The organism is Sporolactobacillus sp. KGMB 08714 (genome assembly GCF_036598985.1).
Classification (GTDB): Bacteria; Bacillota; Bacilli; order Bacillales; family Sporolactobacillaceae; genus Sporolactobacillus.
In genome coordinates this window covers 46,686-67,753 of the sequence record NZ_JAUUBW010000074.1, presented here as the reverse complement: position 1 = coordinate 67,753, position 21,068 = coordinate 46,686, and the positions used below count along the sequence as shown (strand labels likewise).

General features: G+C 37.9%; 20 protein-coding genes. 8 read left to right on the top strand and 12 right to left on the bottom strand.

Features of this window, described 5'->3' with window-relative positions; all coding sequences use genetic code 11:
• Window positions 1-389: 389 nt before the first annotated feature.
• Complete coding sequence (locus tag Q6A92_RS19825; protein ID WP_274401806.1) at window positions 390-518, top strand: hypothetical protein; 129 nt, start codon at window positions 390-392, stop codon at window positions 516-518.
• Window positions 519-1,046: 528 nt separating this feature from the next.
• Here the strand turns inward: Q6A92_RS19825 and Q6A92_RS19820 are convergent.
• Both Q6A92_RS19820 and Q6A92_RS19815 read right to left on the bottom strand, forming a co-directional pair.
• Window positions 1,047-1,688: a Fic/DOC family protein gene (locus Q6A92_RS19820; RefSeq protein ID WP_332239101.1), complete on the bottom strand. Its 642-nt coding sequence runs from the start codon at window positions 1,686-1,688 to the stop codon at window positions 1,047-1,049.
• Window positions 1,689-1,692: 4 nt separating this feature from the next.
• Window positions 1,693-1,848: an antitoxin VbhA family protein gene (locus Q6A92_RS19815; protein ID WP_274401803.1), complete on the bottom strand. Its 156-nt coding sequence runs from the start codon at window positions 1,846-1,848 to the stop codon at window positions 1,693-1,695.
• 890 nt (window positions 1,849-2,738) lie between these two features.
• On the opposite strand from Q6A92_RS19815, the gene Q6A92_RS19810 reads away from it, so the two are divergent.
• On the top strand, window positions 2,739-2,900 hold the full coding sequence (locus tag Q6A92_RS19810; RefSeq protein ID WP_274401802.1) for a hypothetical protein: 162 nt from the start codon (window positions 2,739-2,741) through the stop codon (window positions 2,898-2,900).
• A 560-nt stretch (window positions 2,901-3,460) separates the two neighbouring features.
• Here Q6A92_RS19810 and Q6A92_RS19805 read toward each other — a convergent pair.
• The 5 genes from Q6A92_RS19805 to Q6A92_RS19785 all read right to left on the bottom strand — a co-directional run bounded on the left by Q6A92_RS19805 (window position 3,461) and on the right by Q6A92_RS19785 (window position 8,944).
• Window positions 3,461-4,732 (bottom strand): HEPN domain-containing protein, encoded by a 1,272-nt coding sequence (locus tag Q6A92_RS19805; RefSeq protein WP_274401800.1) that lies wholly within the window; start codon window positions 4,730-4,732, stop codon window positions 3,461-3,463.
• Between the two features lie 477 nt (window positions 4,733-5,209).
• Window positions 5,210-6,061: an FRG domain-containing protein gene (locus tag Q6A92_RS19800; RefSeq protein WP_274401799.1), complete on the bottom strand. Its 852-nt coding sequence runs from the start codon at window positions 6,059-6,061 to the stop codon at window positions 5,210-5,212.
• Between the two features lie 271 nt (window positions 6,062-6,332).
• Window positions 6,333-6,515: a hypothetical protein gene (locus Q6A92_RS19795; RefSeq protein WP_274401798.1), complete on the bottom strand. Its 183-nt coding sequence runs from the start codon at window positions 6,513-6,515 to the stop codon at window positions 6,333-6,335.
• Window positions 6,516-7,092: 577 nt separating this feature from the next.
• Window positions 7,093-8,028: a ribokinase gene (locus Q6A92_RS19790; RefSeq protein ID WP_274401796.1), complete on the bottom strand. Its 936-nt coding sequence runs from the start codon at window positions 8,026-8,028 to the stop codon at window positions 7,093-7,095.
• A gap of 16 nt (window positions 8,029-8,044) precedes the next feature.
• Window positions 8,045-8,944, bottom strand: coding sequence for an SIS domain-containing protein (locus Q6A92_RS19785; protein WP_274401795.1), 900 nt, complete (start codon window positions 8,942-8,944; stop codon window positions 8,045-8,047).
• A 231-nt stretch (window positions 8,945-9,175) separates the two neighbouring features.
• On the opposite strand from Q6A92_RS19785, the gene Q6A92_RS19780 reads away from it, so the two are divergent.
• From Q6A92_RS19780 to Q6A92_RS19765, 4 genes are all read left to right on the top strand, one after another.
• Window positions 9,176-10,132: a sugar phosphate isomerase/epimerase family protein gene (locus Q6A92_RS19780; protein ID WP_274401794.1), complete on the top strand. Its 957-nt coding sequence runs from the start codon at window positions 9,176-9,178 to the stop codon at window positions 10,130-10,132.
• 41 nt (window positions 10,133-10,173) lie between these two features.
• Complete coding sequence (locus Q6A92_RS19775) at window positions 10,174-11,397, top strand: MFS transporter (protein WP_274401793.1); 1,224 nt, start codon at window positions 10,174-10,176, stop codon at window positions 11,395-11,397.
• A gap of 571 nt (window positions 11,398-11,968) precedes the next feature.
• Window positions 11,969-12,457 (top strand): hypothetical protein, encoded by a 489-nt coding sequence (locus Q6A92_RS19770; RefSeq protein ID WP_274401792.1) that lies wholly within the window; start codon window positions 11,969-11,971, stop codon window positions 12,455-12,457.
• A gap of 688 nt (window positions 12,458-13,145) precedes the next feature.
• Window positions 13,146-14,381, top strand: coding sequence for an MFS transporter (locus Q6A92_RS19765; RefSeq protein ID WP_274401790.1), 1,236 nt, complete (start codon window positions 13,146-13,148; stop codon window positions 14,379-14,381).
• 33 nt (window positions 14,382-14,414) lie between these two features.
• Here the strand turns inward: Q6A92_RS19765 and Q6A92_RS19760 are convergent, their stop codons facing one another.
• The 4 genes from Q6A92_RS19760 to Q6A92_RS19745 form a co-directional block, all read right to left on the bottom strand.
• Entirely contained in the window at window positions 14,415-15,242 is an 828-nt protein-coding gene (locus tag Q6A92_RS19760) for an SAM-dependent methyltransferase (RefSeq protein ID WP_274401788.1), read from the bottom strand.
• The gene (locus tag Q6A92_RS19755) at window positions 15,239-16,072 is read right to left on the bottom strand and encodes an aKG-HExxH-type peptide beta-hydroxylase (protein ID WP_274401786.1); all 834 of its coding nucleotides are present in this window, start codon (window positions 16,070-16,072) and stop codon (window positions 15,239-15,241) included. The genes Q6A92_RS19760 and Q6A92_RS19755 overlap by 4 nt, the downstream gene beginning before the upstream one ends.
• The gene (locus Q6A92_RS19750) at window positions 16,050-16,937 is read right to left on the bottom strand and encodes an aKG-HExxH-type peptide beta-hydroxylase (protein ID WP_274401785.1); all 888 of its coding nucleotides are present in this window, start codon (window positions 16,935-16,937) and stop codon (window positions 16,050-16,052) included. The genes Q6A92_RS19755 and Q6A92_RS19750 overlap by 23 nt, the downstream gene beginning before the upstream one ends.
• A 363-nt stretch (window positions 16,938-17,300) precedes the next feature.
• A complete protein-coding gene (locus Q6A92_RS19745; protein WP_274401784.1) occupies window positions 17,301-17,462 on the bottom strand; it encodes a hypothetical protein in 162 nt (53 codons plus the stop codon).
• Window positions 17,463-17,857: 395 nt separating this feature from the next.
• On the opposite strand from Q6A92_RS19745, the gene Q6A92_RS19740 reads away from it, so the two are divergent.
• Window positions 17,858-19,090: a DNA polymerase IV gene (locus tag Q6A92_RS19740; RefSeq protein ID WP_274401783.1), complete on the top strand. Its 1,233-nt coding sequence runs from the start codon at window positions 17,858-17,860 to the stop codon at window positions 19,088-19,090.
• Entirely contained in the window at window positions 19,087-19,449 is a 363-nt protein-coding gene (locus Q6A92_RS19735) for a YolD-like family protein (protein ID WP_274401782.1), read from the top strand. The genes Q6A92_RS19740 and Q6A92_RS19735 overlap by 4 nt, the downstream gene beginning before the upstream one ends.
• Before the next feature lie 162 nt (window positions 19,450-19,611).
• Here Q6A92_RS19735 and Q6A92_RS19730 read toward each other — a convergent pair whose 3' ends face one another.
• Window positions 19,612-21,012 (bottom strand): DUF3991 and TOPRIM domain-containing protein, encoded by a 1,401-nt coding sequence (locus tag Q6A92_RS19730; protein ID WP_274401781.1) that lies wholly within the window; start codon window positions 21,010-21,012, stop codon window positions 19,612-19,614.
• Window positions 21,013-21,068: the final 56 nt, after the last annotated feature.

The following is a 21,068-nucleotide window of genomic DNA, read 5'->3' as shown; positions in this document are numbered from 1 at the left end:
TGCTATTTCGCTGTTTTAACAGCTTCCATCCTCTCACACTGTTCACAATATTTGACGCTTGTTAAAAAAGAGCAAAACCGCAATAATTTTGATATAAGCCATTTAAATGATCGGTTTTACTCAATCAGCGATCTGATTGATAAAAATTGAATCAAAAATTTGAATATATATTTTCATTTTCATTCGCGGTCACGTATTTACTTTAAATAAAATACGAAATAGGCAGGACTGGGCTAAGTCCTGCTTGTCCTATGAAGGCTTTATCTTGACAAAATATATCTACCCTGCCGTGTTTGATCCGGGTACGGATGGCAGTGAGGGATATACGATCACTTTTCCGGATCTCCCCGGCTGCAGCTCGGAAGGAACGGACATTCAAAATGCCCTATATGGCTAAAGATGTTTTGAAAGGCTTTATGTACGCTCTTGAAGAAGATAGTTTCATTATTCCGGCACTTTCAAATCCGAACACTGTTAAGGTTCCCACTAGTGGGTTTGTTGCCCTGATCGAAGCATGAACAGACTTTGTTCACAATCGAACAGTTGAAAATATAAAAGATGCATCAAGGTAGTCAATAGACTGAATTCCTTGATGCATCCATATTTTTCAAGCAAGCTTCCAACTGAATCTGAACCAGTAACCTCTTCCTTATCATGGAGGAAAAAATCAAGTAAAATCTGAGCGTGTTTATAAAGGCTATGAATCCAAGATTGCTTCCCTGATGAACATCACAGAAAGTTGTGTAAAGTTAACCATGGTAATAAAATATGAGTCAACCAGGCATGAGATCGGCATCTCGGTAGTGCTTAAAAACAGATACTTTAGCCTCCGCGCGGTTTTGGTTTTAACAATCACCCTCGCTGTTTGTCTAGGAAGCAACTCCATAACACACCTGTACATTAATATTGGCTGCGTCATGAAGAATTTGATTACATTCCATGCATTAAAATATGTGTCCCAGCTGAACTGGGTTTCAAAGCATTATGGTTCTAAGCCATATCCACGGTTACTTTTTTTGCAGCGTTTCTTGAAATGTTCAGGAAGCTCATAAAAAGGCCTTTCCCTGATGACGATTCCATTCTGCAATAAGCGCTGGACTGGGTGTGTCCTCTAAAATTGCCTTTTTAAAAAGCGGTATCAAAACATGGGCATCTATGACGAAACGCTCACTGGCCTTTAACAATTCCGAGCGGCTAATCTTTTTAAAATCCAGCGTGTATCCGTTTTTCAAGGCTAAGGTTCTTAAAAATTCTCGTTCCGTTCGCCCGTTTCCTTCCCTGAAGGGATGTAGTACGTTAATTTCTGAAAAATAATAGGCCATGCGCTCACACATATTGTTTTTACGCAGGCCTGTTAGATACTGTTCCTTTTTTAATGCTTGAAAGATACGATCCGCTTCACTCCCGATATAAAGCGGGCTCGCAAATCTGAAATTCCCCTTGCTAATCTGCTCGGTTCGGAGCGCTCCGGCAAACGGGTAGATATCCTGAAAAATATGCCGGTGGATTGTTTTAAGATGGACAAGATTCCACTTCTGATCAGCGACCGGATTCTTTATCAATTCCATCAGACGGATACCGGATAATTTTCTTTCACTGGCGTCCAGTCTGTTTTGATCCCGAATATTCAACTTATTGATTAAGACATCCGTGCCCGGATAACAATAAACGGAACGCGCATCATACATTGGCTTACTCCGTTAATTGCCGGATGAGCTGCTCTCGGCTCATCTTTCCAGTGAATACATCCTTCATTGCTTTCTCGTCGTCCGCTGTAACCTTAAACCCTTCAAGTTCCAGGGAATGCTTTGCGTATTGAAATGCATCATTAACTTCCGATTCGGTCATTTCAATCACATCCTTATATTTATATTATACCATAATTCAGACCCGCATTCGGCCGACTGTTTTATACGCCGCCACCGGTCGCTAAGATAACACCGATGAAAAAAAGCAACGCTTGGAAAACCCAAAAGCGCTGCTGCAAAAGAAAAAAACGATTAAGCTTCCAACTGGACTTGAACCAGCGACCCCTTCCTTACCATGTATGCCCATGTGCTTTGTGTTGTTTTTTATGTTTTAAACAGTCTGAATTTGCCCTACTCGTAGAGCCTTTATTCTATTTCAACTCGCTTTAGTTTTACTGTCAGGATAAGTTCGGCACCAGTTTTGACACCAGTTTCAGAGTTGACGTATGGTTTAGGAAACCCACATAGCTTATTTCAATTTCAATTCGTATTTTACGTGTTACATTGTTTCTAAGGCCTATTAAAACAGGCAAATAAGACGTTTGCTTTCCATTTTGTATTTTATGTCTGGATAATTTCGTGACCATTCTTGTGACCACACCCTCTGATGTAATTCCATTTCTGAGTATAAACAGCGTTCCTTCATTCATTGTTTGAAGGAACGCTGTTGATCTATTATTTTCTTAATCAGTTTTGATAACGCCTCGAATAAGAATTTGCATTTGGTGCATTATTAGCTTGTCAATTCAATTTTTAAAATATTATCTGAATTTGGTATAATGGATGCAGAAACGTCTGATTTGATAATCATGCAGATTGAGACGACAATATGGCCAATGTAAAAAAATATATAATTTGTCACGGATGGAAAGGTATGACATCAAGAACTGACGGTATGCAGGATTATTGGCTACTGGAACGAATATCCATTATTAATGTGATCTTGTGTACATGTGAGATGCGACATATAGATCCAAGGGAGGCAATAATATGAATTTGAGAGAAGCAATGCGGCCATATATAAATGCACTTTCCGATGCAATAAAATTAAAAAATTGGCATTTGGCGTTGATGCCAGCCTTAACGTTACCAGATATCTGTTGCTCATTGGAGGCAGATGAGCAAAGTAAACGGAGTGATTATATTGAATAGTTTGATTCTTATTCGAGTAAAACAAATCTTAATCCTACTATTTATAGTACTGTTGGAATAAGAGATGTGGAGACCTTAAAAAAACTTAAAAAGCCCTTTATTTCCAAAGATTTTAATGTAGAACTGTTAAACGGAGTCCATATGCATAGAGTGTTTATGGTAGAAAAATTAAAGCATTTCTTCATTAGCATTTGAAGAAATGCTTTTTTTGCTTCTACCTTATCTTCGTTGATAGATTGGCAAACTAAAAGGATAAAGGCTAGATACGCCATATTCGCTGCTGAACTCTTTGGAGTTCCTGACTAGTAAAATTCAACGATCATTTCCGGAACTCATCGCTAAATTTTTTGTTTGCCTCTCCGCTTCCCATATGGGACACATCCTTTCGATAATATCAGTTTAACTAAAATGTGTCCGTAAAACTATCTTAACATCAGTACCGCCATTTAGCAGTGCTTTTTTGTTATGGGGAATTTTTGAGCTAAACTCCTTTAAAATTCAATCTGTCTAACTAATTTTCAACTGTCATTCGAGTTTATAACTATTATCTTAAGAGTGACTTACATTGTTATTCTCTTTACTTCTGAAAGAAATGACTCTGCTCTTAAAACACAATCATTACATTCCACTTTATCAATTTTTGAAATCTCATAATCTGCAATCCACCTTTTTTGTTTAACGTATTGAAAATCGCTAAGGAATTGTCTCATTAAAATATGATTTTCCGTAAGTTTTTTTAATTTTCCCTCTAATTGTTTGTGATTTTCTCTAACATTAAGTACATTGGGTTCCCAATCTTTAAGCATGTGCTTTTTTTCAAGTAACGCTTTTGAAGAATGCATCATTGAATAGTAACATCTATTCGTAGCTGGATTATATAGCCTTTGCTCAAATAATGATTTGGCAGCCTTCAAATCATCAGCCGCTGTTTCTAATTCAATCAAATAATTAACAACAGGTTTGATTAACGATTGCTCTAGCAACTGACCTTGAGTGTTAATATTTTTATGGAACTGCTCAGCACCATCGATTAAAGTATTTCTAATCATTTCTTTATCATCTATAATAATTTCTTCATTATCAAGAATTGCATGTATTACTTCAATTAATGTTTTTGGATTTAAGCCCTTCAAATTATAGAAACTGTCGAATATTGGTAAGTACTCAATTTTCTCTCCTGGTTTTTTAGTTTTCCAGCTTCCATTAATAAAGGATACTCTTTTTGAAAATTCGTGATTGAAATAATCCGTAAACGAATTATACAAATGCCTATTATCGCCATAAAGAAATCCGATTATCGTGAATATAAACGCACTTCTTAAAGAATTTAATAATGACTGATTAATTTCGTCAGTTTCAGTTTTCCATGATCCTAGATAAATAGAAATTCCATTAAAATCATACTTATTAATAATGTTAAGATATGTATTTCTCAAGAGATCTAAAGTGATGAATTCCCAAGTATCTACCCTAATGTATGGAATATATTGATCAATTAATTTAAATTTAATTTTGCCTTTATTGCTAATAATCTCAACTCCAAAAAGATTTAGGGGATCAGCATTACTATTATTTATTGCTGAAGGCTTAAGTCGTGGGGTATTCGTAATAAAAAGTTTAAACATTGCTTTAAAATCATCATCAGAAAGTTGTTCCCCATTTGCATATTTTGTAAGAAGTTTTATTTCCTCCTTGTCTTTTAGGCCCTGTAAATATAGTAAGTTTGCCCCTCTAGGCAAATCTATGCTTATCGGACGTTCATCATTTGACCCTTTTGTGCTCATACTCATTACCCTTGGGAAAATTGCAGTATTTATTTGTAGCTCTGACATTTCAGGTCACTCCACATCTATTGAAATCTGACTGCATACAAAAAAGATGCTACATCTGCATTTAAGTATCAAACTAGCCTACATGAACCCAAAGTATTTATCTGGAAGAAACTAAAATTCCTATCATATTCAGAATAGAGGAATCCAGGCGTACATTCGATGTTTTTATTTACACTCCAAATTTGAGCGTGCTTATCTTATTCCCTTGAAACACATTCCGGAGCAACAATTACTGAAACCTGGGTGAAAATTTTTTATCCCTTTATTTCGCATATTATCTTTCTATTCTGTGAAGACAAAACGTTTGAAAAAGCGCTTAATAAGTACTTCATAGTTCCTTGCTGTAATAACCCGCAAGTCCCTGTGTACCTTGAGTAAATTAAAAAAAATCCCTTATAAAAGTTTTTTTATAGATCCAATATTTAGCAAAATCCTCATCAACTAGTAACATTGTCCATCCTATTTAACTTAAAAAGACTATAGATCGAATTCACTATACAGCGATTTTGCAAAACCATCAATGCCAGGAAATAAAGTTTCGCTTGTAATGTTCATTAGCTTCAAATCTTTTCTTATTTCATTGTGAAACTTTTTTGGTATCTTAACTTTAAGCAAAACGCATTCTTGATTTAACAGGTCTAGTAAATCATTATACTTTTCTATCTTCTTAATTGTTGGTAATTCTTTTTGAAACCTATTGACTGTTAAGGAAAGATTATATTCAAATGATTGTCGCCCTTCAAAAGGAATTGCAAATAATCCTTGTTGTTTAGACAGCCTTTCATGCAAATTATAAGGCTCTATCAGCATAACTAACGGACTCCGAATTTGTTCATTTAGCACACAATTACAGTATTCTCTTGTTCCAAAGAAACGATCATCTTCTAACCCTCTCCATTTTTCAATCTTAAGTCCTTCATTATGAATCAAATCTTTATTTATACAAAATACCGATGATTCCTGTAATGCTTGCTCTATAGAAAAATGCAGAGCAACATAACATGAGTAAGAGAAATCTAATAATCTTGTTGGAGCTCCGTGATGTTGCATTAATGATACCCATTCTAATGTATTATCCTTTTTTGGTAATTTTTCTATATAATTAAAAGCTTTACGTTTAAACTTTTCAATAATGCTTTTTTCTATCTTTGGTATATCTCTAAAGACAGAATTATTTATGGCTCCTCTTTCTAAAGTAGTTTGCAAACGCCACTTACTATCTGACTGCCCTCTAAAAACCCAATTTTTAAGATGTGTTAACAACGTCCTACAATCTTCCCATGATTTGACCGTATATTCACAAAATATGTTATTATTATGCTTATTCACGATTAACCTCTATTTTTCTTTTCACATTTTTACAACTTACATTTATTGTAACAGATCTATAATAAAGAAAATGAGTGTGTTCTACTTGTCATGTTCTTAAAACCCTTTTTATTCTCAGGATTCAAGCTAAATCTTATATAACTCTTTCCAGAAGACAACTTATTTCTATATCCTTTGTGATAGAAAAAATAATTCAGAACGTTTTTCCGTCTTAGGAAAAATTAAAAGCATTTTTTCAATCACTTGAAGAAATTCTTTTAATTTATATCTTTTATCTCATCTTTTCCATCTGTTTTTTAAATCTTCTTAAATAAGAATCAGCATCTGATACACTTATATTAGCTTGCCAACTCAATTCTTCCATCGATGGGTATCTTTCATTGTCTTTTCCAAATTGTAAAATCGCTACTTCAATCTCTTTTGGAACTGATCTGCTTAGTACACCTTTGAGCATTAAAATCATCTCCCTGCCCATCATTATATCGAATGTGAGTTCTCATTTCAACAGAAGATAAATCATTAGTCCTACTACTATTGTTTTATCCATTTGTTCAACTGCTTCTAAAGACTCAATGTATACAATCAGAAAGCATTCAGCATTAGTTCAACCTGACGCACGGTTTAGAAGAAGTGCGGACATAGTTCTAATAGGATACTGTCTGTTTTTAATATATGCCGATATATAGTATTTTTAGTGTTTATTTTTATGTTAGTTTCCTTAATATTTATCATTTTTTTATAAGTTTTGCACTCGATATCATAATATCAGAAGAAGCTTTATCAAGCTTAGTCTTCCTTATTTTGAACGAACAATTAGCTATTATTATAAAATGTTGTCATTTCCACGTTTTTTCAAAGCTTTTTTCCTGTTCATTATAATAAATTCTTGTTTTATTTGACGTTTTGTATATTTAATATTAGATTTTTTTGACTTTGCTGCACGAAAGATAAAAATCCGATACCCCTACTTAAAAAAGGCGAAGATACCGGATCTTTTACTTCTCTATAATAATGATCTACGATCATCTATTTTATTTAGCTACTTGTCCCGAAGTAAAATTAGAAAAAGCCTCTACTTCCCTTTTCGTTGGGAAAGAATCCTGCCCGCCATTTTTGGTCACGGTAATCGCACTGACCTTCGAAGCAAAGGCCATACTTTCCTTTACGGAAAATTGATTCGCCAGACCATAGACAAACGCCCCAATATAGGAATCTCCTGCCCCGGTCGTATCAACCGCTCGAACCTTATAAGCAGGCTGATAGAGGGCCTGTTTCTCTGTCACAACTATAGCACCGGCAGACCCTAAGGTAACCACTACCATTCCTCCTGTTAGAGGGAGAATTTCTTTTCCGGCCTCAGCCCCGTCATCGACCGTTTGAATTTCCCGACCGATCATGAATGCGGCTTCGGTTTCATTCACCACTAAAACATCCGCTTTCTTTAACACATCGGCCTTGATTTTTTTCGCTGGTGCATTGTTTAAGACAATCTTCGAGGCAGAATTTTCACAAGTTGTAATAATGTAGTCTATGATTTCCTGAGGAATTTCTTGCTGTAAAATAATAAAACCCGCTTGATCCATTAGATCTTTAATTTCGTCAATATCGTTTTTCGTGATTAAGGTATTGGCCCCTTTTATTATGGTGCTGTAATAATCGCCGTCTGGCATAACATGCACCAATCCCATACCTGTCGAACCCTGTTTCCTGATCATCGAGACGTTAACCCCTACGGCTTTCAAAGCGCCGACTAAAGCCTCACCAAACCGATCGTCTCCTACCTTGCCCACCATAGTTGTCGGTAATCCGAGCTTGGCACACTGGGCTGCCTGATTTGAGCCCTTCCCGCCGGGCCCTTGAACCATTTCATCGCCAACGTAAGTCTCGCCTTTGTGAGGCATCCGTTGCTGTTTAAGAATAATGTCATAATTTAAACTGCCGATCACCACTATATTTTTTGAACTCATTTTTATACAGCCTCCGTCAACTTTTTGTCCGCTTGGATTCCACCGAGCTTCTTGTTTTCAGCAAATTATCATAGGCTAAACGACTTTGATACAAAGCCAGGATTGAAAAAAGGACATCCAAAATATTTAACTGAACGATCCGTGCGGCGGCATTTTCTCCGGTCAGCGGTGAATTCCGGGCAGAAGAATATAACTTAATCTCTGCAATCTCCGTGATTGGGCTGAGCGCGTGATTGGTAATACAAATGGTCGTGGCTCCTTTCTCCCTGGCGAGTCTTAGAACCTCAAGGACATCTTTTGTCGTGCCAGAATGAGAAATGCCTAGAACCACGTCGCCCCTCTTGACAAGGGAAGCCGACATGAGTTGCATATTGGCATCGCGATGCATCGTCGCTATAATCCCTATCTTAAGCAACTTGTGTTGAAAATCTTCACATAATATCCCAGATCCGCCGCTGCCGACAAGAACAATTTTCTTTTCTGTCGCCTGTTTAAGAGCTCTTGCAGCCTTGCTCAATTCCTGACGATCAATCAGAGAGAGCGTATCCTGTAAAGCCGTGATCGAATGAATAAACACTTTTTCCAGAATCGTCTGTTCATCATCTCCAGGAAGAAAGTCATCCTGTTCCTCATCGATCATCGAGGTTTCGTCATGGCTTAGATAATCGACAATCTTATGCCTTAGTTCGTAGAAACCCTCACATTTCAGTTTCTTGCTGACCTTCGTGATGCTCGCTTCACTGACATTAAGATACTGAGCCAGACGACCAATCGTCATTTGAGATAATTCCTGATATTTATTACTGATGAAACTTACGATTAATTTTTCTTTTTTACCCAAAGACGGAGCAATGCTCCTAGCATATAAAATAATTTCTTTCCCGTTTAATGGAGTCCTTTGATTATCCTTTTGCATAACAGTAATCCTTCCCTTTAAACTGACTAGAGTATAGCATCCCTCACGAAAATTTTCCACCATAAATTTATTTTCATTTTACAAAAAGTAAAATATAATGACATCTTAACGATATATATCAATATTATAAGTTTAATTTTTCATTTTCATTTACTTAGAAATAAAATATCAATATAATCAATGTGAAGTTATCCTTCCCGATAAACGAAATTCCGAAAGAAGCGTGAACGTATGAAATTTGCAGTTAGGCTCAATTCATTTAAAACTCATTTATTTTTTAATTCCAATGAACATCCCCTTTCGACGCTGGATTATATTAAAAGAATGTCAGCTGTGAAGGGCTTGACGCACATCGAACTCAATTATCCAGAACACTTTCAGGGTGTCTCTGCCGAGGAAATCAAGCAGTCTTTAAAAAAAAACCATCTAAAATTAAGTGGAGTCGCTTTAAGATTTAAAAAAAATTACGCCTATGGAGAGTTTACCAACCCGGATGCGGGCATCCGCGAGCAAGCGATTCAGGAAACGATTCAGGCGATTGAAAAATGTCAGGCCCTCGGCGGAGAAATCACCACGATCTGGCTTGCCAACGACGGTTTTGACTATCCTTTTCAACTCGATTACAATCAAGCTTTAGCTCAAGAAGTCGACGTCTTAAAAAGAATTACGAGCCAATTTCCCGACAGAAAGATCAGCCTTGAATATAAGCCCTATCAACCGAGAACCTTTTCCTTAATTGGAGATATTGGTACCACGTTACTCGTGCTGGATGAGGTCGGTTCTCCAAACCTAGGAGTGACATTGGATTTCTGCCACATGTTAATGAAAAAAGAAAATCCGGCCTATTCTTTGGCTTGGGCGGCCCGTAAAAAACGCCTGATGGGTTTTCATTTAAACGATGGCTATAACGATAATGACGATGGACTGATGTTGGGAACCGTTCATCTTTTGCAGACGCTTGAATTCATTTACTATGCCAAATTGTACAACTATACCGGCGTTAATTATTTCGATACCTTTCCTGTCCGAGAAAATCCTGTGCAGGAATGTGAACAGAACATTAAAATGTACAAAACCCTGGAGCAGTTTATTGACACAGTGGGCCTCGAGACCGTGAAACAACTCATTCAGGAGGGAGATGCCCTCAAGGTCCAAAAACTTTTCCTTCAATTAATTCAACCTAATTAATTAAAGATAAAAAAACTATTTCTTCAAAGGGAGAGAGTCAAATGCTTGAAAAAATAGGATTGCCTAAAAATTTACTTTGGGGATATATTGGATTGGCCATTTTTATGATCGGAGACGGAGTAGAACAGGGGTGGATTTCCCCCTACCTCGTTTCCCGGGGAGTGAGTATCGAAGGGGCCTCTCTCTTGCTCACTGTCTATGGGATTACGGTGGCCGTCGCCGCCTGGCTCTCAGGCGTGCTGGTTCAGACGCTCGGGCCCCGCAAGATCATGGTGTCAGGACTCATTGCTTTTATGATCGGAAGTTTTGGATTTATCGGAGGAATTTACTCCCTGAACATGCCGGTGATGCTGCCTTTTTACGCCATCAGAGGCTTTGGGTATCCCTTGTTTGCCTATTCATTTTTAGTGTGGATCAATTATACTTCTCCTCTTGAACGGCGGGGAAGCGCGGTCGGATGGTTCTGGTTTATGTTTTCTGTCGGCTTAAGTGTTATTGGCCCTTTTTACTCATCAATTGCTATTCCCATACTTGGTCATATTAACATTTTATGGACGGGGCTATTGTTTGTCATCATTGGTTCTCTGCTCGCCATTGTTGTTAATAAAGACAAGGTCCCCGAATCAGAAATTACGACTTTTAATTTACGCGAATTAATGAAAGGGATTACAATTTTAAGACGAGGCCGAATTTCCATCGGCTTAGTCGTGAAGACAATTAATGGACTCGCCCAATACGGTCTAGCTGCCTTCATGCCTATTTATCTTGCCAGTTTTGGATACTCAACAACTGAATGGCTCCAGATGTGGTCGGCAATCTTTACTGTAGCTATTTTCGCTAATCTTTTCTTTGGCTGGGCCGGCGATAAAATCGGTTGGCGCAACACAATTCAATGGGTCGGCGGTGTTGCCTATGCCGCTGTGCTCGTCATGGTTTTTTATACTCCTCAAATTGTGGGACATAACTTTTGGGTCATGATGATCATTCTCTGCCTATGTGGTGTGACCATGGCAGGTTACGTTCCCTTATCCGCTCTTTTTCCGCTTCTGGCACCGGATAATAAGGGCGCAGCCATGTCCATCCTGAATCTTGGTGCCGGCCTCAGTACCTTTTTAGCGCCGGCGATTGTTTATCTTTTCTTTAAATCCTTAGGTGCGGGGGGCGTCCTGTTCATTTATGCAGGATTTTATATTTTGAGCGCCATCTTAACGCCATTTTTGAAAACGCCGGAAGAATTGACGTCAAAAGTAGCCAGCGAAAACTGACAGAGTCCCAAAGAATGACTTCATTGAGAAGAAAATAAAAACAATCAGGGAAAGAAGATCAAAATGCCATCTTTGCTCCCTGATTTTTTTTATTGGCAGTCTCTGTTTATTCTTTTTCTAGACATCCTTTTTCTCAGCCGGATCGAACACATTAACAAAAGCGTCCGCACAAAGTCGGAAAACGGCTCCGAATCTTTTGGGCTGTAATTCTGACAATTAGAAATGTGTTTTTTGTTCACATAATTGATTTCCTTCTTCATTGATACTGATTGCCGTAGAATGTTTATGTATGATAGGAAAAATGATTCATAACGTTTGTATTTCAGGAAAAATTAAAAGCATTTTTTCAATGAAATACTTTAAATTTATATCTTTTATCTCATGTTTTCCATCTATTTTTGATATCTTCTCAAATAAGAATCACCACTGGTGCAAATAGACGCACGGTTTAGGAAACCCACATAGCTTATTTCAATCCGTATTTTACGTATCACATTGTTTTTTTAGGCCTATTAAAACAGGCAAATAAGACGTTTACTTTTGATTTTGTATTTTATGTCTGGATAAGTTAGTGACCATTTTTGTGACCACATCTTCTCATGTAATTTCATTTATGAGTTTAAAAGCATTCCTTCAAACAATGAATGAAGAAATGCTTTTCTCTATTATTTTCTCAATCAGTTTTGGTAACATCTCAAATAAGAAATCCGCATCTGCTGCTTATATTGCCTGCCAATTTAATCTACAAAATTGTTGGATTTTACACAATGGAGACCGGAACGTCTGGTTTGATAATAATACAGATCGAGGTAACAATATGGCCAATGTAAAACAGTATTTAATTAGTCATGAATGGAAAAAGATGACATCAAGAACTGAAATTGTGCAGGATTATTGGCTATTGAAACGAATATCTAATATTAATAATTCATTGCATAAGTTCCATGCATGGATATGGATAACATCGATATCTGGTCTCAGCGACGAAGAAATTATAACAATCGCTAAGGAGAAAGAAAAAGAAATAAACGATAAATTCGAAAAGATAAAGGTGGACTGAAGTGATTAAAATTAAGGCGTCTTTAACAAATCATGCAAACTAATATTTTATCTAACTAATAATCCTGTAACAGCAGTTTTAGAAACGCAACTTGAGGAGAAGAATTTGCTCATTTCCGATCAATAAGAAAAAAACTCCCAGGATAGAGAGTTCGGAACAGAGGAATACAGAAACATTCTAGACAACACTCATTACTTTTATACTTTGCTTAAAATTTACGTATAAATGCCGTTATGCTTCGATTCATTAAACCATATATTACCTCTGATCATCCGACTGTTTAATGCCAAATTTCTTTGATATAAGATCCCATAATAAAAAAAACACCTTCTAGCTATAATGATAGCATAAGGGGGGGGTTATAGAGATATAGTTTATAAGCAATGTTTTAATACATGAAGTTCGATGAAATACGTGCACCTTATGACAAAATGAAAATCGTCTCAAAAACAATCGATTATGAGATGAACACCGATTCGATTGTACTCGATATATTGGAGTATAAAAATGGATTTTTTTAATCACGTTAATTATAGTGCTTGTATTGTCGTATATTTATTGTGGAGTGATTAAAATATGTGAATTGTCATTGTTATAATAACAATCTGTTAAATAGCTACAGTGGTGAGTATATATGCTAATTCACTCATTCTTTTGAGCTGCATCTAGAACAGAAAGGAATTTGATAATGACAAAAAAATATTCGTTTAAATGTCTTTGGATTGGGCAATCTTTGGCCAATTGTGGAGATGTATTTTATATTGTCGGATTAATGACAGTCGTATATGCTGTTACCAAATCAGCAATTTTTATGACCGTCATTCCTTTTTTAACTACATTCATAAGATTTATCAGCGGTATTTTTGCTCCCCTAATTCTGAATAAGTTGGGTTTAAAAGGTTCTTTGGTTAGCTCTCAAATTGGTAAGTCCTTCTTTTTACTGTTTATGGCACTTACTTTAACGTTCCATATATTTGGACCGAATTTTCTTATCATGTTTTTTTTCGTAGCTTGTATTAGCTTTCTTGATGGTTGGGCATCACCTGCCAGAAATGCAATGGTTCCAATGCTTATAGATCAGGATAGGTTGGTAAAGGCTAATGGCTTTTTGTCAATATTAGATCAATCCATTAATTTAAGTGGATGGGCGCTGGGAGGCATGTTGGCAGCACTTATAGGTGGGTCAAATATAGTTTGGACTACTTTTTTCCTGTTCGTTATTTCAACCATCTTTATGTTCATGATTAAGATCGATACTTCGATTAATGCTTCCAAAAACAATAATTCATCAGCTAGGAAATTTGAAGTAATGAGAGAAGGATGGCATGCCATTTGGCATAAGCCTGTTTTACGTATCATCAGTATTACTGATATGATCGGGACCCTTGCCTCGGTGGTTTGGATGGCAGCCATTGTATTAGTGTTTGTTCACCAAGCATTACATGTCAATGAATCGTGGTGGGGGTTTATAAATTTCAGCTTTTTTGCTGGGCTTATTATTGGTGGCCTAATCAGTGTTAGACTTTCTAATCATATAAATAAACATTTAAAAATTGTCTCGTTAGTGGGCTTGTTCATGACTGGGATTGCTACAATGCTCTTTGGATGGAATACGTTCCCTTTACTTGCATTGATTTTTTCGGCCGTAGTTGGGATTTTCGACCAGCTAAAAAATGTGACCTTTGAAACGCTCATCCAAACAAATACGAAATCAGATTTATTGGCAAAGGTTTATTCTGCTCAAGATGCGATGTATTCATTGTCTTATGGCATAGCAACTTTGTTTTTTGGATATCTCACCGATAAAATCGGAGTTCAATTTGTTTTCACTTTATCTAGTGCGCTTTTGTTTACTTCGTTTATATATGTTATAGGTTCCAAAAATTATCTTGTTAAACCCGAAAATGTCAGAGTGGATGAGTAATTCAGCACGGAAAGAAAAAAGCGAGGGATGATTTCATCCCTCGCTTTTTTCTAATACATTTAAAAATTTATTGTTGATTGCTTCAACAGGTGTTCCTGGTATAAATAAACTTGAATCAACTGTTATAAAGTCTCTAAGCTTCTCCAGATCTGATACTGGACAATTTGTTACTATAGCCTGTTTTCCATTTCTATTGATTGACCTAATTAGTTTCACTTCATGATCTGGTGGAAATGTTTTAAGTAGAAAATTTTTGAATAGATCTAAACGATTATGCAGCGAGAGATTTGAATATTCTGTTCGCTTATTGCCAACCGAGCATATATGGTATACATAATAATCCATTCTAGGATCCAGCTGCAGTTGATAAAGTAAAGCCCTATTTGCATCCAGTATTACAGCACCATAGTCAAGTGGATCTCTTGATAAGTCATTAATCATAGTATCGAAACTCGATATACCATCGAACTTATTTAAATGTATATCTCCCTTATCCTCTAGTTTCTGTAAAGTTTTAATCCAACTTACCCCAACTTGTGGATGACCTGGTACCAAAACAGCTACATCTCCAAAATTCTGTGCCTTCTCTAATATTCTTTCTGTTATTCGTCTATAGTTTTCCTGATCTCGCGCTCCCTCTTTGTAGAGATCACCTAGATTTTCAGGATCAATGACATTCAAAAAATTTTCCAGCCAATTTTTGTTTATTTTTTCAAAAGGAAAAAATAAAACTTTGGATGATTTACGAATCACATCTATTACCTCTAAGGTGAGTTGTTTCGCTCCCCTTACACCTGTGCCTAAAATATTCACAACGGGTAAGGTATTTATTGAATTCATATTATACGGATGCGCTATCATAAATTCACCTTCTTCTTACTGTGTTTATTTAGCCAGTCATGGGCTCTTTTTAAAAGATATTTCATACGATCTCCAAGAATATCCTGGATTGCCCCTTGGCTGTTAATCATAGTTAGGGAGTATAACCCCTTGCGTAATAAAAAGCTATTTTCTCCATGGACAGAATTATTATCCAAAGAATAGTTCCATTTTTTGCGTAAATTAAGAATTTCAGTGGCAACCAAGATACTATGTGCCACTCCATCTAATGGCCTTTTTGTATTTCTTATCGCAGAAGGTAACCAGTATTGCTTTTGATTTAATTTTTCTGGTTGAACATAATGTCCAAACCTATTTTCATCTAAGTATAGAACATTGTGCGTAAACTCATGAACTAAAGATTCAATAATATCAAGCGTTGTCCAATTATTATTTGGCTGTATCCAAATAGCACCAAGGGTATTGGGACTAGACGATGATCCTGGAATTGAAACTGAATCAGTAATAAAAATAGTTTTTACCACAACACTAAATATTTCATAGTATTCGGGATCGTTATTTTTTAAATAGTTTAATGCTGAGTTTACTTTCAGACAAAATAAATCCATTTTTTGAGCCTTTGGTTGCCCGCATTGATCAAGTTTAAATTTATGGACTAATTGTTCCCACCTCTTTCCTGAAGTGAGAAGTTCCAAGTCTGTCGAAGTTGATGTGACTTGGTTTGCTTCAGAAAGAAAATTTTCAAATCCCTTTTTCAAATCAGGTATAGTTAATTTTTTATCTTTATCTAAATATGGATAAGAAAAAGTATAAATATTTTTCAGAATTTCACTTTTGGTGAGAATGTACATGGCTTATCTCACCCTCCATTAATTTTAACTTTGATAAACAAATATCCAGCATTTCTATCGCTCGTTCATTCAACATCTTTTTTTCAATGCCTATGTTTTTTACAGATTTCAGCGAGACTAAAGTCATAGAAATAAGTTCGTGTGTCTCTGGATGAAGTACATGTTGTACCTCATCTCTAATTATATTTTTTCGAAACATTAGTATTTCTGTGGCAACTATTGCACTATGATATGCTTTATCAAGAGGTCTTCTTTTCCCTCTAATAGCGGACATTGCAAATGTCTCTGAATCAGTTAACCTGTTTTTATTTGAGAAAATACCACATTGCCATTCGTATAGGAAAATCATTGTATGGCATAACTCATGAATCAACAATTCATAGTAATCTATTTTATTCCAATTGTCTGATGGATTCACCCATAACACACCAACTGCATCACTTGTTGTACCGCCTTTTGCCATTTGGGATGGAGCGTAGAACACAGAATCCATAGCAAGATTAAATAACCATTTAAAGGATTCGTATTTTTCTCCCAGTTCAATCATTGCTGAACGAGTTTTTTTTAAAGCGAAGTTTTTTTTATAATTAGATTCAATCTGGCTATTACCTAGATCATAATCCACATCATCTAGGAGACTTTTAGATCCAAATATACTCACGAATGATCGAGTTAATTCGTTACTCTCTACAAAATTAATCTCGTTTGTTTTTGAGTGAGGCACATCAGGTTGAATTTCTCTCAAAAAGTTCTTGTACCCCTTCTTTAATCCTTGATAGTTAATTAAGTCTTGCTCGGTACAGTATGATTTTGATAACACTTGAATTATCTTCAAATTTTGTCTCAATCCAAGTAAGTTTAGCATTAACGTTCCTCCTCGTATAATAAGTTTTGAACTTAATAGTAATTTCTGTTCACGGGTACTGCGTAATATCATCTAGTTGTTCATTGGAATGGTTCCAATCGTTAGGCTTTTTTCTCCTGTAGTCATTTTACTTTTTTATCCTGACGCATAATCGGGTGTAGCGGTTGGCCCAACTTATCGGAAGCAAGATGAAGCAGCTTTTGGTCGTGACCCGAGTCTACTGATCGCGAGGTCGCGTTTATACAGCTGTAATTAGGGGACATCACAAAGTATCCGAGCTTATTCCAAAATTGATAAAGAAAGGAGGTTCTAAAATAAAAAAGTATCATGATAAATTTGAAGTTACCATGATACTTCTCATATTTATTTGCTTTCTGGTTCAGCGGCAAACATACGGAAGATGTTGACGTTTCTCCTGATTGTTTTATTCATTTCTTTTGCTTCGTTAACTTCCTTATCAGTAATCTCATTGGCCACTTCATTTAACAGAGAATCCAGGGAAAGAGTATTTGATTGAGCAGACATTCTTATACCTCCCATAAAATGTATTTTGAAAACGCCTTTATTCTAAGATATTTAACACAATATTTCAATACGTGTGACTATTATCATTTAAAAAAATTATTCGACAATATTTTTAAACCCATCCTACATTAACCTATATAAAGATGATTACAACTATCTACGCTTCATCCCATTAGACTTTAATTAATTCAAAAGTTTTGGTAGGACAAGTCTACCTATAGGGCCTCGGTGGAAAAATTTTAGACGTACAAAAAGTCACCAAAATACTTCTCAACAAGCGTTTCGGTCTGTATATAATTTATATTGAAGAACAAATGTTTTCTTTTTCCATTGAATGAGGAACGTACATTCGCATATAATAGGGCCAATGATGCGTGATAAGGAGCAAAAGATGGATGACCAAACAAAAAGTCATTTTTCTTGTGGATATGCAGACTTTTTATGCCTCTTGCGAAAAAGCTGATCTCCCTGAGCTGAAAGATCGGCCGGTTATTGTCGCCGGTGATCCCAAGCAGCGCAGCGGCATTGTATTAGCAGCCTGCCCAATGGCAAAGAGTTACGGCGTCAAAACGGGAGAAGGATTGTGGGAGGCTCGGAAAAAGTGCCCAATGGCTGTCATTCGAATTCCACGCATGCAGCACTACCTTGACATCTCAATAAAAATAACGGGAATCCTCGAAACTTTTACAGAACTCGTCGAACCTTATTCCGTCGATGAGCAATTTATGGATGTCACGGGCAGTCAGCATTTGTTCGGTCGTCCACGCGAAATCGCCCGAAAGATCCAGCTGAAAATCTGGCATGAGATCGGTATCTATGCACGTGTTGGCATCGGTCCGAACAAGGTGATGGCCAAAATGGCCTGCGATAATTTCGCCAAGAAAAATAAATCAGGAATTTTCGAACTGACTCATGAAAATATACAACAATATCTCTGGCCACTCCCGATTAAGTCTCTGTTTAGCGTGGGTACACGGATGGAGAAAAACCTTCTTTTGATGGGAATCCGAACGATTAAAGGCCTGGCAAATTATCCGATAAGTTTATTAGAGAAACGCTGGGGCATAAATGGAACACTCCTATGGATGACCGCACAGGGCATCGACTATTCTCCCGTTACGCCTGGCACGTTTCGTGAACAAAAAGCAATCGGCCATCATATGACGTTGCCATATGACTATAAAGATGAAAAAAGCATCCGCATTGTGTTGCTAGAGCTCAGCGAAGAAGTCGCTTATCGCGCCCGGACAAAGGGTTACCAGGGTGACGTCGTATCCACTGGCATTACCGGCGAATATGATCGCCACACAGGTTTTTACAGGCAGATCAAGCTCACCTCAGCAACAGATTTCGGAATGGACATCTTTCAAGCCGCATGTAAATTATTGACCGAAAATTGGGATCGTGAACCTGTGCGCGGCGTCTCCGTGACTCTTTCTGATCTTCGATCGGTATCTCCTTATCAGCTGGATCTCTTTGGAAAAGTTGAAGAAAAAAAACAACTCAGTGCCGCGGTTGATGCCATTTATGCAAAATATGGAAAACCAGCTCTTTTTCACGGTTCATCTTTACTTCCCGGTGGACAGTGGATAAATCGGGCCAGAAAGATCGGAGGACACTTTAAATGAAAGCGAACAAGCTGACAAAAGGGGCTAATGTGCGTTGGGAGTCATCAAGAATGGTGCTCCCTGAACATGTAGCTGCGTTGAAGCAATATGACGTAGAAAAAAGAAAAATCATTCGTCCGACCTTAGATGAACAGGAAATGGAAGCGATTGAGCAAAGAATACAGGCAGCAATTAAAGATCGGCAACCGGTGCAGCTACGGTATTATAAAAATGGGTTTATCAAGGACAAGGTTGTTTACCCTGCCAAACTGGACGCGATGACAAGACGTTTGATCTGCCATGATGCTTTTGGTCTGAAATGGATGATCAACTTTGCTGATATCCTCGGCGTGACCGGGGGTACGGGAGACCTGGATTAAAGAAAAATTTAGATCAGATGGAAATACAATAAAAAAAGGAGAGAGACAAGTGGCTATCCGGCCACTCGTCTCTCCCCTTCTAACCCTTGTTTTTATCCACTTTCCGCTGACGAATAGGGTGCTTAGAAAGTTCATAGGAAGACCTTCCCTGATGACCATAATTCAGGCCCGCATTCGGCTGACTGTTTTTCGTGCCGTTACCGGCCTTTCACGTTTGTAGGGATAATCCTGTTCACGCGCGTTTCCATTATTCTGCAGAAACAGCGCATCATTCCAGTCCTTTCCCGGCAGTCCGGACGGATGGTCATCAGTCTGAAAGTCGCCGCCGAGATACCAATTATATACGGATTTCACCTTCCTCTCAAAACCTCGCTTATCCTCAAATGGCAGCTTCGTGTTAATGAGAGCATCGGTGATATTGGTCTGACCCTCCGACGTATAGCGCTCCAAATGCTGCGCGCAGCGCTCGCAGGCCTTCTCCAAATCGATTGATTCTGGATGATGATTCTTAGGTAAATCCCGGCCAAAGAAGGCCTCATAATTAAAGCCATTGACCAGCTCGTTCGTGCGAGACAGGTTAGTCTCCACCTTATGGATCGCGGCAATCCATTGCCAATCAATCCCGTGCCGCTTGGCTGTTTCTTGATAAACCGGGAGATTCGCCTTCGGCAAGTGTTTATCAAAGGGAATCAGCGAATGAAAGGTAATGCGTTCGCCATCCGGTGTCGCCATAATTTTTTTGGATAGCCGATCAAAGAAAGCCTGGCCAGCGCGATCATTATCAACGCCGATCTGCACATTAGTCGGATACATTCCGTAGAGCTGGCCAGTGTTTTGGATCATCTTCTCGACCGTCAGTGGTTTGAGCCCGTCCATGGAAACCAGCCGACAATCGTTTAATTCCTTATGCAGCGACCAGTATGAGAGCAGATCAATTGGTGCCTCAAAAACATAGAGACGTTTCGGCGATCCAATCGACAGATTAAAGCCATAGTTCGGCTCAGAATTCGCGCAAATTTGTTTAAAAGTGGTGCGGTGGCCAAAACGGCCATCGTCAAACGCTTGTGTCCCTTGCAGCTCTGCGCCGACCCGCTGACCGGCAAGCCCCCAGACAAAAACGGCATTTTGTCGCACATCCTGTTTCAACATATTTTTCTGGATCAGCGTCTGAACGATTCGCCGATCAATGCCGCGGACGTCGCACAGATAATGTTCGACCGCTTCTGTCGTCTGGTCATGAAGGATCGCATAGCGGAACGGTTGCGGTTCGGCCGCTGCTTTCTTCACATTGACCGCGACATAGCCGTCAGCGAGCAGGTCCTGGACCGCGTGCCGAAAATCCCTCCCCATAAACGTCTGTACAAAATTAATCGCGTTGCCATACTGCCCGGTAGAGTACCATTCGTACGTATTCTTCGATCGGTCAATGACCAGGCTGTCGTGCTCAACGCCCTTATAGTAACGCTGGCTAACTTGGCTTAACGGATAGCCATTTTGCGCACAGAAGTCGACGATGTCGACATTCTGGGCGCGTTGAATCGTTTCCTTATCCAGCAGCGTCATGACATTCACTCCCCTTTTTTAACGCGAAAAGAGACCGGCGCAAGGCCCGTCTCTTT

What these genes read in the sequence shown, in the direction of transcription:
- Q6A92_RS19750 (WP_274401785.1), bottom strand. Translation starts at nt 16,937, where the DNA reads ATGCTAAACTTACTTGGATTGAGACAAAATTTGAAGATAATTCAAGTG.
- Q6A92_RS19780 (WP_274401794.1), top strand. Translation starts at nt 9,176, where the DNA reads ATGAAATTTGCAGTTAGGCTCAATTCATTTAAAACTCATTTATTTTTT.
- Q6A92_RS19735 (WP_274401782.1), top strand. Translation starts at nt 19,087, where the DNA reads ATGAAAGCGAACAAGCTGACAAAAGGGGCTAATGTGCGTTGGGAGTCA.
- Q6A92_RS19760 (WP_274401788.1), bottom strand. Translation starts at nt 15,242, where the DNA reads ATGATAGCGCATCCGTATAATATGAATTCAATAAATACCTTACCCGTT.
- Q6A92_RS19740 (WP_274401783.1), top strand. Translation starts at nt 17,858, where the DNA reads ATGACCAAACAAAAAGTCATTTTTCTTGTGGATATGCAGACTTTTTAT.
- Q6A92_RS19815 (WP_274401803.1), bottom strand. Translation starts at nt 1,848, where the DNA reads ATGACCGAATCGGAAGTTAATGATGCATTTCAATACGCAAAGCATTCC.
- Q6A92_RS19730 (WP_274401781.1), bottom strand. Translation starts at nt 21,012, where the DNA reads ATGACGCTGCTGGATAAGGAAACGATTCAACGCGCCCAGAATGTCGAC.
- Q6A92_RS19775 (WP_274401793.1), top strand. Translation starts at nt 10,174, where the DNA reads ATGCTTGAAAAAATAGGATTGCCTAAAAATTTACTTTGGGGATATATT.
- Q6A92_RS19785 (WP_274401795.1), bottom strand. Translation starts at nt 8,944, where the DNA reads ATGCAAAAGGATAATCAAAGGACTCCATTAAACGGGAAAGAAATTATT.
- Q6A92_RS19765 (WP_274401790.1), top strand. Translation starts at nt 13,146, where the DNA reads ATGACAAAAAAATATTCGTTTAAATGTCTTTGGATTGGGCAATCTTTG.
- Q6A92_RS19790 (WP_274401796.1), bottom strand. Translation starts at nt 8,028, where the DNA reads ATGAGTTCAAAAAATATAGTGGTGATCGGCAGTTTAAATTATGACATT.
- Q6A92_RS19795 (WP_274401798.1), bottom strand. Translation starts at nt 6,515, where the DNA reads ATGCTCAAAGGTGTACTAAGCAGATCAGTTCCAAAAGAGATTGAAGTA.
- Q6A92_RS19810 (WP_274401802.1), top strand. Translation starts at nt 2,739, where the DNA reads ATGAATTTGAGAGAAGCAATGCGGCCATATATAAATGCACTTTCCGAT.
- Q6A92_RS19805 (WP_274401800.1), bottom strand. Translation starts at nt 4,732, where the DNA reads ATGTCAGAGCTACAAATAAATACTGCAATTTTCCCAAGGGTAATGAGT.
- Q6A92_RS19745 (WP_274401784.1), bottom strand. Translation starts at nt 17,462, where the DNA reads ATGTCTGCTCAATCAAATACTCTTTCCCTGGATTCTCTGTTAAATGAA.
- Q6A92_RS19755 (WP_274401786.1), bottom strand. Translation starts at nt 16,072, where the DNA reads ATGTACATTCTCACCAAAAGTGAAATTCTGAAAAATATTTATACTTTT.
- Q6A92_RS19825 (WP_274401806.1), top strand. Translation starts at nt 390, where the DNA reads ATGGCTAAAGATGTTTTGAAAGGCTTTATGTACGCTCTTGAAGAAGAT.
- Q6A92_RS19820 (WP_332239101.1), bottom strand. Translation starts at nt 1,688, where the DNA reads ATGTATGATGCGCGTTCCGTTTATTGTTATCCGGGCACGGATGTCTTA.